This is a genomic window from Alloalcanivorax mobilis (genome assembly GCF_002864685.1).
Lineage (GTDB): Bacteria > Pseudomonadota > Gammaproteobacteria > Pseudomonadales > Alcanivoracaceae > Alloalcanivorax > Alloalcanivorax mobilis.
This window is the reverse complement of record NZ_NMQZ01000038.1, coordinates 22,052-36,523: the sequence shown is the minus strand read 5'-3', so window position 1 is coordinate 36,523 and position 14,472 is coordinate 22,052. Positions and strand designations below refer to the sequence as shown.

Sequence of the window (14,472 nt, the reverse complement as noted above, 5' to 3'; positions counted from 1 at the left end):
ACGATGATCCAAGTTCGCTCTTTCCGAGACGCAATCTCTCTCGCCGTGGCCCTCATGGCGTTCGCCTTGGCCACCCCCGCCCAGGCCCTGGACATGGTGCCCCGTCCACCCCAGGTCGAGGCGCGCAGCTACCTTCTGATGGACGCCAACAGCGGCCAGGTGCTGGTGCAGCACGATGCCGAGAAGCCGCTGCCGCCGGCCAGCCTGACCAAAATGATGACCGCCTACATCGCGGAAAAAGAGATCCAATCCGGCAATGTGTCCGATGAAGACATGGTGCCGATCAGCGTGCACGCCTGGAAAATGGGCGGCTCGCGGATGTTCGTCAAGGAAGGCTCCAAGGTGCCCCTGAAAGATCTGCTCAAGGGCATCATTATTCAGTCCGGCAACGACGCCAGCGTGGCGGTGGCCGAATATCTGGCCGGCTCGGAGGACGCTTTCGCCGACCTGATGAACCGTCAGGCGACGCTGCTGGGCATGAAGAATACCCACTTCGTCAACGCCACCGGCTGGCCGGCTGAGAACCACCTGACCACCGCCCACGATCTGGCCCGGTTGGCGCGCGCCATCATCAACGATTACCCCGAGCACTACGACATCTACGCCGAGAAGGAATTCAGCTACAACGGCATCACCCAACCGAATCGCAACCTGCTGCTGTGGCGGGACCCGTCGGTGGACGGCCTGAAAACCGGCCACACCGAAGAAGCCGGCTTCTGCCTGGTGTCCTCCGCCAAGCAGGGCGAAATGCGCCTGATCTCGGTGGTGATGGGCACCGATTCGGAAGCCGCCCGCGCCCGCGAATCGCAAAAGCTGCTGACCTACGGGTTCCGCTTCTATGAGACCTACCAGGCCTACGGCGCCGGCGACGTGCTCGACACCCCGGATGTGTGGATGGGCAAGGCCAACCAGGTGCGCCTGGGCCTCGGCGACGCCCTCGCGCTGACCATTCCCAAAGACAGCGGCGAGCGCCTGAAAGCGGAAATGAGCGTTCAGCCGCAACTGCATGCACCGATCAAGAAAGGCCAGGAACTGGGCAAGCTGACCATCAGCCTGGACGATAACGTCCTGGTCACGCGCCCACTGATCGCCCTGGAAGACGTGGAAGAAGCGGGCTTCTTCGCCAAGATCTGGGATCACGTGGTGCTGTTCTTCAAAGGTCTGTTCAGCTAAAACCGTACAGCAGGGCTTGCTGTTCGCCGACGGCGTTTACGAGGTGATTCCCGCCTTCACCGGCGTGCTGTTCCAAGCCGGGACAGCACGCCGGTGGTCCGCCAGGATGGCACGCCGCTGGGCAAGGGGCGGCCCGGCGACACTTGGAAAATCGCCGCGCGCCACTATATCCAGTTCAAGCGCCGTCTGTGCGGCATCGAACAATGAGGATCGCCACCCATGGCCATACGTGAAGAATTGTGGGACTTCCCCCACGACATGCAGCTCAAGGTAATGGGCGCCACCGACGCGCCTCTCGAAGACGCCGTGATCGAGATTCTCGAAACCCACCTGGATGACTTCGACCGCCGCGCTCATCTGAGCAGCAAACCCAGCACCAAGGGCACCTTCGTGTCGATCACCGCCAGCATCACGGTGCGCGACAAACAGCAGGTCGAGGCGATCTACCAGGCGCTGAATGACTGCGAGCATGTCAAGATCAGCCTGTGAACAACGCCTCGGGTTCCCTTGCGAGCGCTCCGGCGCCCGCCAATAATGCCGCCATGGACGTTCTGATTCGCTCGTTCGCGCAGGTCGATTACCAGCCGTGCTGGCAGGCGATGCGCGATTTCACCGAGCACCGCGACGACACCACCGCCGACGAGATCTGGGTGTTGGAGCACCCCCCGGTTTACACCCTGGGCCAGGCGGGCAAACCCGAGCACGTACTCAACCCCGGCGACATTCCGGTGGTACGCAGCGACCGCGGCGGCCAGGTCACCTACCACGGCCCCGGCCAGACAGTGATTTATCTGCTGCTGGACGTGCGCCGGTTGGGCATCGGCAGCCGCGCCATGGTCAATGCGATTGAGCAATCGGTGGTGGATTACCTGGCCACGCAGGGGCTGGAGGCGGTCAACCGCGACGACGCCCCCGGCGTGTACGTGCAAGGCGCCAAAATCGCCTCCCTGGGTCTGCGCATTCGCCGCAAGGGCAGCTACCACGGCCTGGCGCTCAACCGCGACGCCGACGCCACGCCCTGGCAACGCATCAACCCCTGCGGCTACGCCGGCCAGCCGATGACCAGCCTGGCCGCCCTCGGCGTGGACGCCGCCCGACCACGGGTGGAGCAAGATCTGGTTACCATCCTGGCGCGGCGCCTGGGCCTGAAACCCCGGACAGCCGCGCCGCCGCGATGGTATGCTTTACCCCAGTGAAACCGGGCCCGCCAGTGCGCCACGGCCCTCACCCAGCCCCCTCACCCAGCCGACAAGGCACGCAACCGCGAACGAGAGCATTTTCATGAGCGAAGTCCAGGCCAACCGCCCGGCGAAAGCGAAGGTTCAGAAAGCCAAGGTTCAGATCGGCGACAAACTGCGTGGCGCCGATAAAGTCCGCACCATTCCGGTGATCAATGAAGTGGCCCCGGCGCGGGAACGCAAACCGGATTGGATTCGGGTGCGGGTGCCCGCCAACGGTGAAATTCAGCGCATCAAATCGATGCTGCGCCGCCAGAAGCTGCACACCGTGTGCGAGGAAGCGGCCTGCCCGAACCTGCCGGAATGCTTCGGCGGCGGTACCGCCACCTTCATGATCATGGGCGACATCTGCACCCGCCGCTGCTCGTTCTGCGACGTCGGCTTCGGCCGCCCCAACGGCCTCGACCCGGACGAACCCCGGCACCTGGCGGAATCGGTCGCCGATCTGGGGCTGAAATACGTGGTGATCACCTCGGTGGATCGCGATGACCTGCCCGACGGCGGCGCCGGCCACTTCGCCGAGTGCATTCGCGCGGTGCGCGAACTGAGCCCGGACACCAAGATCGAAATTCTCACTCCGGATTTTCGCCCCTGCCTGGACGACGCGCTCGACATCCTGCAAGCCACCCCGCCGGACGTGTTCAACCACAACATCGAAACGGTACCGCACCTGTACAAAAAAGCGCGCCCCGGCGCCCGCTACGAACACTCCCTGAAACTGCTGCAACGCTTCGCCGAGCGCTGCCCGGACGTGCCCACCAAATCCGGCATCATGGTCGGCTTGGGCGAGACCAACGACCAGGTGCTGGAAACCCTGCGCGACCTGCGCGAGCACGACGTGGCCATGATCACCATCGGCCAGTACTTGCAGCCGAGCAAATTCCACGCCCCGGTGGAACGCTACGTGCATCCCGACGATTTCCGCATGTTCGCCGACCAGGGCCGCGCCCTGGGCTTCACCTCCATCGCCTCCGGCCCGATGGTCCGCAGCTCCTACCACGCCGACCTGCAACACCAAGGCATCGATGTCGGCGACCCGAATAATCTGGGCAAAAAGGCAGTTAAAAGTTAAAAGTTAAAAGTTAAAAAAACACGTTGGGGTTATGCAATTGCGTTATCGCATCGCTAGGCGGTGTTTTTCTTCAACTTTTAACTTTCAACTTTCAACGTCTTCGCATTACCCCAACGTCAAAAACGGCACCACACTAATCAACAACACCACCACCACCGCCACCGCGAACACCACCGTCCGTAAAGGGTGGTCGCGCAGCGAGGGGGCGCGACCTTCGGCGCGGGCGGTGTCGAACGCCTGGCGCATTCTTGTTTTTCGTTCACGCTGGTAGTCGCCCAGTAACGTCTGGGCGTGTTGCTGCTGAGCCTCATCGCGCAACCACAGGCCACCGCCGGAGATGCCCCAAACGCTGGGCTCGGTTTCGTAGACGTCGATGCGATGCGCCTCCAACAGGGCCCGCACTTCCTGCAGTTCATCGTCCGGCACGCGGCGCAGGTTCATCAACAGCTTGGACATGGAACAACCTTGTCGTTTCAAAGCGGTCAGGCCGGCCACTATAACAGCCAGCGCCGCGCCTCAGAATTTACAATTCAGCGACACCCGGCCCCCTGACCGGCGATTTCTTTTCCTTTAGGCTAGTAATCACTAACCCGAACAACGAAGTAAAAAGGGAACTTTTGTATGTGGCTTGCCCGTCGCCGCCGTGTCTTTCCCACCCTGGCCCTGGTGTCTCTGCTCGGCCTGCCCCTCTTCACCGCCGCCGACGAGGCCCCCGCCGCCAACGACTGGCCGCAAAAGATCCTGGAAACCATGAAAGCGCGCGCCCTGCCCTCCGAGGATCTGGCGCTCGCCGCCATGCCCCTGGACGGCCCCGGCGAAGCGCGCTTCTTGAACGCCGACACCAAGATGAACCCGGGCTCGACCATGAAGGTGCTGACCACTTACGCGGCGCTGGAATTACTGGGCCCCACATTCAAATGGCACACCCGCCTGTACACCGACGGCGACATCAGCAACGGCGTGCTCAAGGGCAATCTCTACTTCGTCGGGGCCGGCGACCCCAAACTGACCCAGGAACGCCTGTGGCTGCTGCTGCGCGATCTGCGCGCCTCCGGCATTCGAGAAATCCGCGGTGATCTGGTGCTCGATGGCAGCTATTTCCGCTTGCCCCACGGTCTGCCCCTGTTCAACGACGACGGCGACGACGTGCATGCGCCGTTTCTGGTGGAGCCGGACGCCCTGCTCACCAACCTGAACATCTTTCATATTCAGATGCTGGCCCGGGACAGCGGTGTCAACGCCTGGCTGGAACCGCCCCTGGCCGGCGTCAAGCTGGACAACCAGGTGACCACCAGCCAAAGCGGAGGCTGCCCCTCTTCCCGGCGCCTGGGTTTCGAGCCGGCCACCGACGCCAATGGCACCGTCACCGTGACGCTTACCGGCAATTTGCCGTCCGGCTGCCGGGCCTCGGACTATCTGTCGCTGATGAATCACGCCGACTACACCGCCGCGCTGCTGCGCGGCCTCTGGCAGGAACTGGGCGGGCGCATCAGCGGCGCCAGCCGCGAGGGCCGCCTGCCCGCCGGCGCCACTCTGCTGGGCACCACTTCATCGCCGGACCTGGTCACCACCGTGCGCGACATCAACAAATGGAGCAGCAATGTGATGGCCCGCCAGCTGTTTCTCACCATTGGCGCGGAAAACCGCCTGGCCGGAGACGCCGACGACCTCGCCTCGGCACGGCGCACGGTGCTCGACTGGTTGGCCCTCAAGGGCATCGACACCCGCGAGGTGGTGCTCGACAACGGCTCCGGTCTGTCCCGCTCGGCGCGCATCGCGCCGCGCCAGCAGATCAAATTGCTCGAGCAGGTGTGGCGCAGCCCGTTCGCCGCCGAATTGATCGCCTCGCTGCCGCTGGTGGCCATGGACGGCACCATGCACAACCGCCTGCGCAACACCGGCCTGCGCGGCGAAGGCCATGTGAAAACCGGCTCCCTGACCAACGTGCGCGCGGTGGCCGGCTTTACCCGTGACCGCAACAACACCACCTGGGCGGTGTCCGCCATCGTCAACACACCGGTGGCCTGGAAAAGCACCGCGGTGCTCGACGACGTGCTGAAAGCGGTGCATGGCCTGCCCGCCGACGACGCCGCCGAAGTCTCCCAGACCGATGCGCCGCGCCAGCGCCCCACCCCCGGCGGCTGATTGCCAGCCACCGGGGGTTGTGGCACGGGTAAACCGGCCAATGGACTGGCCACATAAACCCAATGACGATCTGCATTCTCGACCTTGCCCCGTTTATCCCAAGCGATTCCGCGCTACAAACCTCGTCACTTCCCGACAAGGCAGTGCAGTTGCATGCCGCCGCCGCCAGCCTGAGCGGACAACTGGCCCCAGGCTTTTCCGGATCAATCTGACCCAGTCGACCACCGCCCGGGGCCCAGCCGAGCCCTACCAGCGGTAACTCACGGTGCCCAACAGGGTGCGCTCGTAGCCCCAATAGCAACGGCCAGCGTTATTGCAGCCGGTGAAATATTCCCGGTCAAACAGGTTCTGTACATTCAGATCCACCTGCCAGTTTTTGCCGAACGGATAGCCCACCGCCAGGTCGGTCAGCGTCACGGTGTCGGTCTCCAGCTCGCCATAAACACTGGAGTAGGAGTAGGTGTGGCCGATGTAGCGCAGGCCCGCGCCCACCCGTAAACCACTCAAACGCCCCTGTTGGAAATGATAGTTCGCCCACGCGGACGCCTGGTGGCGCGGCACGAACACCATTTGCTTGTCTTCCTGAAGCGAGCCCGGGGCGTCGTCGGTGATGCGCGCGTCGGTGTAAGTGTAAGAGGCGGTGATGCTCAGGTTATCGCTGACCTCGCCCACCAATTCGAGCTCCACCCCTTCGGCGCGGCTTTCGCCGACCTGGCGGTAATCGCCCAGGGTGCCGTCGTAGATCACGTCGTCCTGTTTGCGCAGATCATAAACCGACACCGTCATTTGCAGGCCGGCCCCCGGCGGCGCCACTTTCACGCCGACCTCGAACTGCTCACCGGTAATCGGATCGAGACGGCCCTGGCCGCTGGACATCTGCTGCACCGGCACGAACGACGTGGCGTAACTCAGGTAAGGCGAAACGCCGTTGCTGAACTGGTACATCAACCCGCTCTGCCAGGAGAACGCGTCATCGCGGGTATCCAGATCCGTGCCGCTGACCCGATCACGCTACTGGCTGTCGACCCAGTCGTAGCGCCCGCCCAGCAGCGTGCTCCAGTTGTCGTAGCGCCCCTGCCACTGGCTGTAGACGCCGGTCATCTGCTGATCGGTGGTGGCGTCCTGCTGCAGCAGCGGCGTACTCGGCTCGGCGCTCCATTGTGGATCGAACACGTCGATGGTTTCGCCCATGCCGGCGTACCACACCTGCTTCCAGGCAGTGCGATCGTAGCCGGCACCGAACAATAACCGGTGTTCGAAATCGCCGCTGTGTAAAGTCCCTTCAAGCTGGTTGTCCAGCGCGTAGGTGCGCGCTTCATTGCTCCGATCATAAGCCAGCGTATCAACCAACGTGCCATAGCCACCATCGTCCAGCGGCTGCCACCAGATTTCATTCCGCTGCACTTGTGATTTCAAATAGCGGCTGTTTTGCCGGAACGTCCAGACGTCGTTGAACCAATGCTGGTACTCGTAGCCCAGCGACCAGAATTCACGGTCAAAGCCGTTCCAGTCCGGGTGGCCGATCAGGGTGCCGCTGTCCAGTTTGCCATTGGGGTTATGCAGCACGGTGCCGGCGGCGGGCAATCCCAGCTCCATGTTGGTCTTGTCTTTCTGGTAATGGGTGAGCAGGGTCAGGCGGTCGTCATCGGACAGCCGCAGGGTCAGCGAGGGGGCGATATAAACCCTATCGTCCTGAACATGGTCGGTCTGCGTATCGGCCTCGCGGCCCAGCATCACCAGGCGGCCCAGCACCGCGCCATCGGCGGCCAAGGGCCCGGACACGTCCACCCCCACCTGGCGCCGATCATGGGAGCCGTAACTGGCCTGCACCTCGCCGCGCGCTTGCTCAGTGGGCCGTTTGCTGACCAGGTTGACGATGCCCCCGGGCGCGTTTTCGCCATACAGAATGGAGCTCGGCCCGCGAAACACCTCGACCCGCTCCAGCCCGTAGGGCTCGGAACTGGTGTCGTACCGATTGGGTTGAACCCGCAAGCCGTCACGGAACAGGCCATAGCCGTAATCGGTGGCGTTGAAGCCGCGAATAAAAAAGAAATCTCCGGCCAGGCTGTCACCGGCGGGAAACGGCGGCGCGAAAATGCCCGGCACATAACCAAGCAGCTCGGTCAGGGTTTGCGATTTCTGGTCTTCCATACGCTTGCGGGTGACCACGCTGATCGAACGCGGCGTCTCCGAAAGCAGGGTGCCGGTTTTGCTGGCACTGAGGCTGCGTTGCGCCAGATAGCCCGGGTCCGGCCCCACCGGCGTGGCGTTGACGTGGGCGTTCACCGACACCCGCTCGAGCTGATTGGCTGTCTCCAGGGTCACGGTGCGCTCGTCCACGAAGCGTGCGGCCAGGCCACTGCCGGCCAGCAATTCGGAAAGCCCGTCGCGAGCAGAATACACACCCCGCAGGCCGGCGCAGTGTTTGCCCGCGGTGAGTGTCACCGCGCCGCTCAGGTACAAACCGGCACGCTCGGCGAACTGGTTCAGACACCGGCCCAGCGGCCCCGGCGGGATGTCGTAACGGACGTCGCCTGCCTGGGCCTGGGCGGCGGCGGGCCACACCAACGCCAGCGGCGGCAACGACACGCCTGCCAACAGCAACGGGATCGACAAGGCCAAGGGCCGTAACGGCACAAAACGCTTCAAGATGATTCCTCCGGAGATTTCGATTCGCGATTACCCGAGGAATCGAACCAGCGACCGAAAAGGGGAACCGTTGGCACAACGCCGGACGTCGGACCCTTGTGGCGCACCAATGACGCGCTGGGAAATTTATTGCCCGGAAACAGTGACCCACCAGGGCAGAATGCGCCGCACCCGCACCGGCAGCGCCCGCTCCAGCATCGCCAGGGCACGGTCGGTGTCGCCCAGCGGGTACGCCCCCATCACCCTTAATCCGGCCACCTCCGGTTCCACGCCCAAATGACCATGGCGGTAACGGCCCAGCTCCGCCACCAGAGCGCCCAGCGACCAGTCGTCCGCCAGCAACAGCCCCTGCGTCCAGGCCTCGCCGGCCGGGTCCGTTGCCTCCAACGGCGCCACCGTGGTGGCGGAAAAACGGGTGCGGCTGCCCGCCGGCACCCGCACCCGTTCGGCATTGCCCGCCGGCGCGACCCGCACCGCGCCTTCGGACACCGCCAGGGCGGTGTCGTCGCCGGTGCGGCGCACCGTGAAACGGGTGCCCAGCGCCTCCACCTCGCCATCACGGGTGGCGACCCGCAGCGGCCGCCGCTGAACGTCATGGCCGCTGCTGACCAGCACTTCCCCGGCCACCAGCGTCAGTTGCCGCGCGTCGGCCCGGTAATCCACATTCAGGGCGCTGTCGGTGCCCAGCCACAGCCGCGTGCCATCGGCCAGCCGCAGGGATTTCACCTCGCCCACCGCGGTGCGGTAGTCCGCCTGCCAGCGCCCGGCCAGCCGCGGCAAGGGCGTGGTGCGCCAGGCGGCCCAGCCCAGGGTGCCGCCCGCCGCCAGCACCGCCAGGCTCTTTAACGCCTGACGGCGCGAGAGCCGTTGGCCACGCACCGTCTCAAGAGTGCGCGCGGCACGTTCCGGCTGATCCTCGCGCAACGCGCCCAGGCGCTGCCCCACCGCATCGATACAGTCCCAGGCCCGCCGGTGGGCGGGCTGGGCCTGTAACCAGCGTTGCCAGCCGGCCCGATCACTGGCCGAGACCCGCTCGTCGTTGAGCACCGCGAACCAGTGCGCGGCCTGCTCCAGCGCGCGCCGATCCGCGTCCGAGGCGGTCATGATCGTGCCCCTGAGTGGTAATCGATCTCCACCAGCGCGCACTGCAACACGGCCCGCGCCATGTACTTTTTCACCATGCGCTCGGAGACCCCCAATTGTTCACCGATCACCCGATAGCTGAGCCCCTGCAACTGCGACATCAAAAAGGCACTGGCCACCTTCTCGGGAAGACGGCGCAGCATCGCATCCACCTGGCACAAGGCTTCCATCACCAAAGCCTGCTGCTCCGGCGACGGCGCCAGCGCCTCGGGCTGCCCGGCAAGCACCGCCAACCAAGCGTTCTCGATCTCCCGGCGCCGCCAGAAATCGACGCACAGGCCGCGCGCCACCGTGCTCAGATAGGCACGGGCGCCTTCGTTACTGTCGAATTGGCGCGGCCGCGCCAACAACCGGACAAACGCATCCTGGGCCAGATCGGCGGCGGTTTCCGAGCACCCCAGCCGGCGCCGCAATAACTGACGCAGCCAACCATGATGTCGAGCGTAAAGCTGAGCGAGGGAGTCGGAGGCCATGAAATAACGCCGCTGATGCGGTCTCCAGGGTGTTGGCTAAGGAAGGAAGGGGCTGGCAAATCAGGCATCCTTGCCCTCGCCGCCAATAAAACTAATTCTCATTCTCTATTGAAAAACGGCGATGGGTCAATCGTCTCCCGCCCCGCTTACCCTTCACGCCCTGGATGCTATGCTCGGTGGATTCTGCAATGACCAACCCGGAAGAGCCGATGATTACCGTTCACCACCTTGAAAATTCCCGCTCCCTGCGCGTGCTCTGGCTGCTCGAAGAGCTTGAATTGCCCTATCAGATCGAACACTACCAGCGCGACCCGAAAACCATGCTGGCGCCGGATTCCCTGCGGCGCATCCACCCGCTGGGCAAATCACCCGTGATCAGCGACGGCGACACCGTGGTGGCGGAGTCCGGCGCGATTCTCGAATACCTGGTCGAAAAGCACGGCGACGGCCGCCTTAAACCGGCGGTGAACGATCCGGGCTGGCTGGATTACACCTATTGGATGCATTACGCCGAGGGCTCGCTGATGCCCCTGCTGGTAATGAAGCTGATCATCGGCAAGGTGCCTAAGTCGCCGATGCCGTTCTTCGCCAAACCGATCGCCAAAAAAATCAGCGGCGGTCTGATCGGCGGCTTTCTGCAGCCCCGCATTCAGGACCATCTGGGCGTGATCGAAGCGCACCTGGCCAATCACACCTGGTTCGCCGGCGACGCCCTCACCGCCGCCGATGTACAGATGAGCTTTCCGTTGCAGGCCGCCTCCGCCCGCGCCGATTTGTCACAACTGCCCAAGGTGCGTGATTTCATCGCCCGCGTGGAAGCCCGCCCGGCCTATCAACGTGCCCTGGAGCGCGGCGGCCCGCTTAAGGTGCTGGGCGGCTGATGGAGCGTGATCAACCCAAGCCATCGATGCAAAAATGTGAACTGGTCCTGATTCCCAGGCGGCGAACCTGACGCTGCCTCACTAGGTCGTTATTCTGAGTGGGCGCACCGGGCAGCCCTTTCGTCGCCAAACATGGCGTTCGCGGGGTGATAAAAAAGCATTACAAGCCCTTACAGGAACTCACTGTTCTCATCGCCCGGGCTGCAATAGGGTCTGCCCACGCCCGCACGATTCGCCATCATGGCTCTCGTGGCGGGCGGCGGGCAGCCTCAAGGGGAGGTTGCCTTGCGGCCACGGATCGGCCGTTCGGCGATCACTGCTCCTGCTTGTTGGAGTTGAATCGGAACCATACCGATCCGGGGAACCATGATTTTATTCTATTTTTTCGCTACGTTGGCCGTGATCTTCCTGATTGTGGAACTGGTCCAGCGGGTGTCCGCGCGGCGTCGCGGCTGAGCCCCCGCGAGCGCTTCCGGGTTAAACAGTGTTAAAGCCGTGAACCTGTTCACAGGGTTTTCGTCTAACCTGACCATGCCATTTCAATCACATGCCCATTGTCAGGGAGACAAAACCATGAAGAAGCTCCTCTCCGTAGTCGGCCTCGCCGCCGGGCTCGCTCTCGCCGGTTGCCAATCCGCACCGATGAATCCGATGGCCAGCAAAATGGTTTACAGCGGCGTCCTGCCGTGCGCGGACTGCGCCGGTATTCGCACCACCCTCACTCTCTATCGGGACCAGAGCGCCAAGCCTTCCCGCTATGAGCTGACCCAGCAGTATCTGGGCACCTCCAAGCCGACCACCAACGAGGTCGAGCGCGGCGCCTGGGTCAGTGACCGGATCGAACTGGACGACAAGAAGTACGACGTCTACACGCTCAACCCGGAAGATGAGGAAGCCCAGCACCGCTTCCTTCAGAGCGCCACCAATGCCGTGGAAATGCTCGACAGCGCCGGCCAGCGGGTCGAAACGGACATGAACTACACCCTGATCAAACGCTGATCAGAGCACGGCACTCACGCTGTGTTTCCTCTCGCGCCGGCGTTCCGCCGGCGCTTTCATTTGGGGCCCGCGAGCCCGATTTGAGTGCAAATAGGAATGACTTGCATTCAAAGTCGTAAGTGCTAGACTGCCGGCTCTCTGGAGGTCGCCACGGCGGCCATCCACCCGCCGCTGGTTTCTTTTTACAGGAAGCCCGCTCAGCGACCCGTGTGGAATCCGCCCCAGCGATTTCCGTCCGTCAACTGGAGTTCGGACATGACCTCATCCCTGCAATTTCAACTTCCCGACTGGTTCGTTTCCGGCGGTCCAACGATGTGGATTCTGGGCCTGATGTCGGTGGTGGCCCTGGCCACGCTGATCTCCAAGATTCTGCAATTCTCCCGCCTGCGCCCGCTCGGCACCAAACGCGCCGATGCGCTGCTGGAAAGCCTGGAACGCGGTGAAAGCCCGGAAGTGGGCGAGGCTCAAGGCTCCCCGGTGGATAAGGTCTTGATCACCGCCTGGCACAACCGCGACCTTGATGAGCAAAGCTGGGAAGAAGATTGCCTTCGCCGCGGCCGCGAAACCCTGGAAGAAATGCGCGGCGGCCTGCGCGTGCTGGAAGTGATCAGCGCCCTGGCGCCGCTGCTCGGTCTGCTGGGCACCGTGTTCGGCATGATCGGCGCCTTTCAGGCGCTCGAACAGGCCGGCTCCCAGGTGGACCCCTCGATTCTCTCCGGCGGTATTTGGGAAGCCCTGCTGACCACCGCCGCCGGCCTGAGCGTGGCGATTCCGGCATTGGCCGCGTTTCACTGGGCGGATCGCACCATCGAACTGTGCCGGGAAAAACTGCAAGACCGTCTGGCGCGCCTGAAAGTGCAGGTCCGCCGTCGTCAGGCCGCCAAGCCGGTGCGCGAAGAACAGCAGGCCGCTACGCCGCGCCGGGTGGTTCATGCATCTTGAACCCGAGCGTCACCGCTCGCCCAGCATCAGCCTGACGCCCCTGATCGATGTGGTGTTTATCCTGCTGGTGTTCTTTATGCTCGCCACCCGTTTTGGCGAGTGGAAAGACCTGCCCGTGAACGTGCTCTCCAGCGAAGCCAGCGAACAGAGCAACGACAAGCAGTGGCTGACCCTGACCGTCACCGCCGACGGCCAGGTGGAAATGGAAGGTCGCACTCTGCCTATTGATGAGCTGACCGCCGCTCTTGAAGGCCACAGTGAGTCCGTGCTGATCAGTGGCGATCCGGAAGCGCCGGTGCAAGCCGCCCTGGCCACGCTGGACGCCGCCCGCGCCGCCGGTCTGGAAGACGTGCAGTTGGAGCTGATGCCATGAATCTGGAATCGCCGGACAGCGGCCGCCGGCCGCCTCTGGAACCGGTTCTGCCACTGATTAACGTGGTATTTCTACTGCTGATCTTTTTTATGGTGGCCGGCCACCTTGGTCCGATTGAAAAGACCGACGTGCAGGCACCGGAAAGCGCGAGCGGCACCATCGACGAAGATCTGACCCAATTGATGCTGGTGCTCAACAAAGACGGTCAGTTGCTGCGCGACGGTGAGCCCTTGGACGTGTCGGAATTGCCCGCGTTGCTGGAAGCCCGCCGAGCCGCCCAGGCGGAAAAGCAAGCGCTCAATCAACCACAGGTGGCCGATCAAACACCTGCCAGCGCCACTGCCACGAACGACGATGACGACACCACACCACCGGTGCGCCTGCTCACGGACGCCGGCACGCCTTTGAAAATCCTGCGCGAAAGCCTGGCCACCCTGCGTGACGCGGGCGTGGCGGAAGTACGCCTGGTCACCCGGAGCGAGAGCGGATCGTGACAAGTCGGAGCCGTCAAACCATCAGTTGGGGGGTCGCTATTCTGGCCCACGCCGCCCTGCTCATCACCGTGGGCAGCATGACCCTGGCCGGCGGCCGCCCCGGCCCCGCCGGTGTGCCCGGCAATGAACAGGCCGTCACCCTCAAGCTCGGCCGCTCAGCGCCCGGGGAACTGGGTGTGCCGGCGCTGGCGCAGGCCGAAAAACCGGCGCCGGAACCGCAGCCCAAGCCCGAGCCGAAACCCGAACCCAAGCCCAAACCGAAGCCGGAACCTAAACCCAAGCCCAAGCCCAAACCTGAGCCTGAGCCTAAACCTGAGCCCAAGCCCAAACCGGCGCCCAAACCCGAACCCAAGCCGGAGCCGAAACCTGAGCCCAAGCCCGCGCCGCAGCCGAAACCGGTGCCCAATGCGTCGCCGGAAGGTAAGGCCAACGGCGGCGGCGCGGTGGGCACCGAACAGGGCGAGCAAGTGGCCCAGGGCCAGGGCAATCAGGAAGGCGCCATGGGCATCGCCGGCGACCCGGGACCAGGCGCCCATCGCAGCGGCGACCATGACAACCTGCTGGATCGCTACCTGGCCAAGGTCCGTGACACCATCGAATACAACAAGGTCTACCCGGCCCGCGCGCGCATGCGCCGCCAACAGGGTGAAGTGGTGTTGAGCTTCCAGGTAAACAGCGATGGCCGTGCCGAACAGGTGGAGCTGGCCGGCAGCTCGGACAGCCGCATCCTCGATCAGCAATCCCTGGAACTGGTACGCCGGCTGCGCTTCCCACCCCCACCGGATGAACTCGGTGGCTCGATTCCGGTCACCATCCCGATCCGGTATACGCTTTAGGGGGTCAGTGTTCAGTGTTCAGTGTTCAGTGTTCAGTGTTCAGTGTTCAGATAA

Annotated in this window: 14 protein-coding genes and 1 pseudogene; 11 read left to right on the top strand and 4 right to left on the bottom strand. The window is 63.8% G+C overall.

The genetic code is table 11. The annotated features are described in order from the left end of the window. Window positions 1–54 precede the first annotated feature (54 nt). The 4 genes from CGS25_RS15415 (at window position 55) to lipA (ending at window position 3,483) form a co-directional block, all read left to right on the top strand. The gene (locus CGS25_RS15415; protein ID WP_089034433.1) at window positions 55–1,173 is read left to right on the top strand and encodes a D-alanyl-D-alanine carboxypeptidase family protein; all 1,119 of its coding nucleotides are present in this window, start codon (window positions 55–57) and stop codon (window positions 1,171–1,173) included. Between the two features lie 219 nt (window positions 1,174–1,392). Further along, complete coding sequence (locus CGS25_RS15405; RefSeq protein ID WP_101675998.1) at window positions 1,393–1,662, top strand: YbeD family protein; 270 nt, start codon at window positions 1,393–1,395, stop codon at window positions 1,660–1,662. Window positions 1,663–1,715: 53 nt separating this feature from the next. Beyond that, on the top strand, window positions 1,716–2,369 hold the full coding sequence (gene lipB / locus CGS25_RS15400) for a lipoyl(octanoyl) transferase LipB (RefSeq protein ID WP_101676020.1): 654 nt from the start codon (window positions 1,716–1,718) through the stop codon (window positions 2,367–2,369). 85 nt (window positions 2,370–2,454) lie between these two features. Then, window positions 2,455–3,483, top strand: a complete 1,029-nt coding sequence (gene lipA, locus CGS25_RS15395) for a lipoyl synthase (RefSeq protein ID WP_101675997.1) — start codon at window positions 2,455–2,457, stop codon at window positions 3,481–3,483. 105 nt (window positions 3,484–3,588) lie between these two features. On the opposite strand, the gene CGS25_RS15390 is transcribed toward lipA, so the two are convergent. After that, window positions 3,589–3,939: a DUF6164 family protein gene (locus CGS25_RS15390; protein WP_101675996.1), complete on the bottom strand. Its 351-nt coding sequence runs from the start codon at window positions 3,937–3,939 to the stop codon at window positions 3,589–3,591. A gap of 165 nt (window positions 3,940–4,104) precedes the next feature. On the opposite strand from CGS25_RS15390, the gene dacB reads away from it, so the two are divergent. Further along, window positions 4,105–5,628 carry a D-alanyl-D-alanine carboxypeptidase/D-alanyl-D-alanine endopeptidase gene (gene dacB / locus CGS25_RS15385; RefSeq protein WP_101675995.1) on the top strand — a complete coding sequence of 508 codons (1,524 nt, stop codon included), beginning with the start codon at window positions 4,105–4,107 and terminating at the stop codon, window positions 5,626–5,628. Between the two features lie 246 nt (window positions 5,629–5,874). Here dacB and CGS25_RS19350 read toward each other — a convergent pair. The 3 genes and pseudogenes from CGS25_RS19350 to CGS25_RS15370 form a co-directional block, all read right to left on the bottom strand. Continuing rightward, window positions 5,875–7,887, bottom strand: a pseudogene (locus tag CGS25_RS19350) (TonB-dependent siderophore receptor). Window positions 7,888–8,403: 516 nt separating this feature from the next. Continuing rightward, complete coding sequence (locus tag CGS25_RS15375) at window positions 8,404–9,381, bottom strand: FecR domain-containing protein (protein ID WP_089031184.1); 978 nt, start codon at window positions 9,379–9,381, stop codon at window positions 8,404–8,406. After that, a complete protein-coding gene (locus CGS25_RS15370) occupies window positions 9,378–9,893 on the bottom strand; it encodes a sigma-70 family RNA polymerase sigma factor (RefSeq protein ID WP_101675994.1) in 516 nt (171 codons plus the stop codon). Before CGS25_RS15370 ends, CGS25_RS15375 begins: the two co-directional genes overlap by 4 nt. Window positions 9,894–10,081: 188 nt before the next feature. Between CGS25_RS15370 and CGS25_RS15365 the strand changes: the two genes are divergently transcribed. The 6 genes from CGS25_RS15365 to CGS25_RS15340 all read left to right on the top strand — a co-directional run bounded on the left by CGS25_RS15365 (window position 10,082) and on the right by CGS25_RS15340 (window position 14,418). After that, complete coding sequence (locus CGS25_RS15365; RefSeq protein ID WP_408608733.1) at window positions 10,082–10,774, top strand: glutathione S-transferase; 693 nt, start codon at window positions 10,082–10,084, stop codon at window positions 10,772–10,774. A 573-nt stretch (window positions 10,775–11,347) separates the two neighbouring features. Continuing rightward, window positions 11,348–11,773, top strand: a complete 426-nt coding sequence (locus CGS25_RS15360) for a copper resistance protein NlpE (protein ID WP_089031182.1) — start codon at window positions 11,348–11,350, stop codon at window positions 11,771–11,773. Window positions 11,774–12,028: 255 nt separating this feature from the next. Next, a complete protein-coding gene (locus tag CGS25_RS15355) occupies window positions 12,029–12,715 on the top strand; it encodes a MotA/TolQ/ExbB proton channel family protein (RefSeq protein ID WP_101675993.1) in 687 nt (228 codons plus the stop codon). Continuing rightward, entirely contained in the window at window positions 12,705–13,088 is a 384-nt protein-coding gene (locus CGS25_RS15350) for an ExbD/TolR family protein (RefSeq protein ID WP_101675992.1), read from the top strand. The genes CGS25_RS15355 and CGS25_RS15350 overlap by 11 nt, the downstream gene beginning before the upstream one ends. Further along, window positions 13,085–13,582: an ExbD/TolR family protein gene (locus tag CGS25_RS15345; protein ID WP_101675991.1), complete on the top strand. Its 498-nt coding sequence runs from the start codon at window positions 13,085–13,087 to the stop codon at window positions 13,580–13,582. Before CGS25_RS15350 ends, CGS25_RS15345 begins: the two co-directional genes overlap by 4 nt. Continuing rightward, a complete protein-coding gene (locus CGS25_RS15340) occupies window positions 13,579–14,418 on the top strand; it encodes an energy transducer TonB (RefSeq protein ID WP_232802439.1) in 840 nt (279 codons plus the stop codon). Before CGS25_RS15345 ends, CGS25_RS15340 begins: the two co-directional genes overlap by 4 nt. Window positions 14,419–14,472 lie beyond the last annotated feature (54 nt).

Coding starts and splice junctions, on each gene's coding strand:
- dacB (WP_101675995.1), top strand. CDS start 4,105: ATGTGGCTTGCCCGTCGCCGCCGTGTCTTTCCCACCCTGGCCCTGGTG.
- CGS25_RS15390 (WP_101675996.1), bottom strand. CDS start 3,939: ATGTCCAAGCTGTTGATGAACCTGCGCCGCGTGCCGGACGATGAACTG.
- CGS25_RS15415 (WP_089034433.1), top strand. CDS start 55: ATGGCGTTCGCCTTGGCCACCCCCGCCCAGGCCCTGGACATGGTGCCC.
- CGS25_RS15370 (WP_101675994.1), bottom strand. CDS start 9,893: ATGGCCTCCGACTCCCTCGCTCAGCTTTACGCTCGACATCATGGTTGG.
- CGS25_RS15360 (WP_089031182.1), top strand. CDS start 11,348: ATGAAGAAGCTCCTCTCCGTAGTCGGCCTCGCCGCCGGGCTCGCTCTC.
- CGS25_RS15405 (WP_101675998.1), top strand. CDS start 1,393: ATGGCCATACGTGAAGAATTGTGGGACTTCCCCCACGACATGCAGCTC.
- lipB (WP_101676020.1), top strand. CDS start 1,716: ATGGACGTTCTGATTCGCTCGTTCGCGCAGGTCGATTACCAGCCGTGC.
- CGS25_RS15345 (WP_101675991.1), top strand. CDS start 13,085: ATGAATCTGGAATCGCCGGACAGCGGCCGCCGGCCGCCTCTGGAACCG.
- CGS25_RS15365 (WP_408608733.1), top strand. CDS start 10,082: ATGACCAACCCGGAAGAGCCGATGATTACCGTTCACCACCTTGAAAAT.
- lipA (WP_101675997.1), top strand. CDS start 2,455: ATGAGCGAAGTCCAGGCCAACCGCCCGGCGAAAGCGAAGGTTCAGAAA.
- CGS25_RS15355 (WP_101675993.1), top strand. CDS start 12,029: ATGACCTCATCCCTGCAATTTCAACTTCCCGACTGGTTCGTTTCCGGC.
- CGS25_RS15350 (WP_101675992.1), top strand. CDS start 12,705: ATGCATCTTGAACCCGAGCGTCACCGCTCGCCCAGCATCAGCCTGACG.
- CGS25_RS15375 (WP_089031184.1), bottom strand. CDS start 9,381: ATGACCGCCTCGGACGCGGATCGGCGCGCGCTGGAGCAGGCCGCGCAC.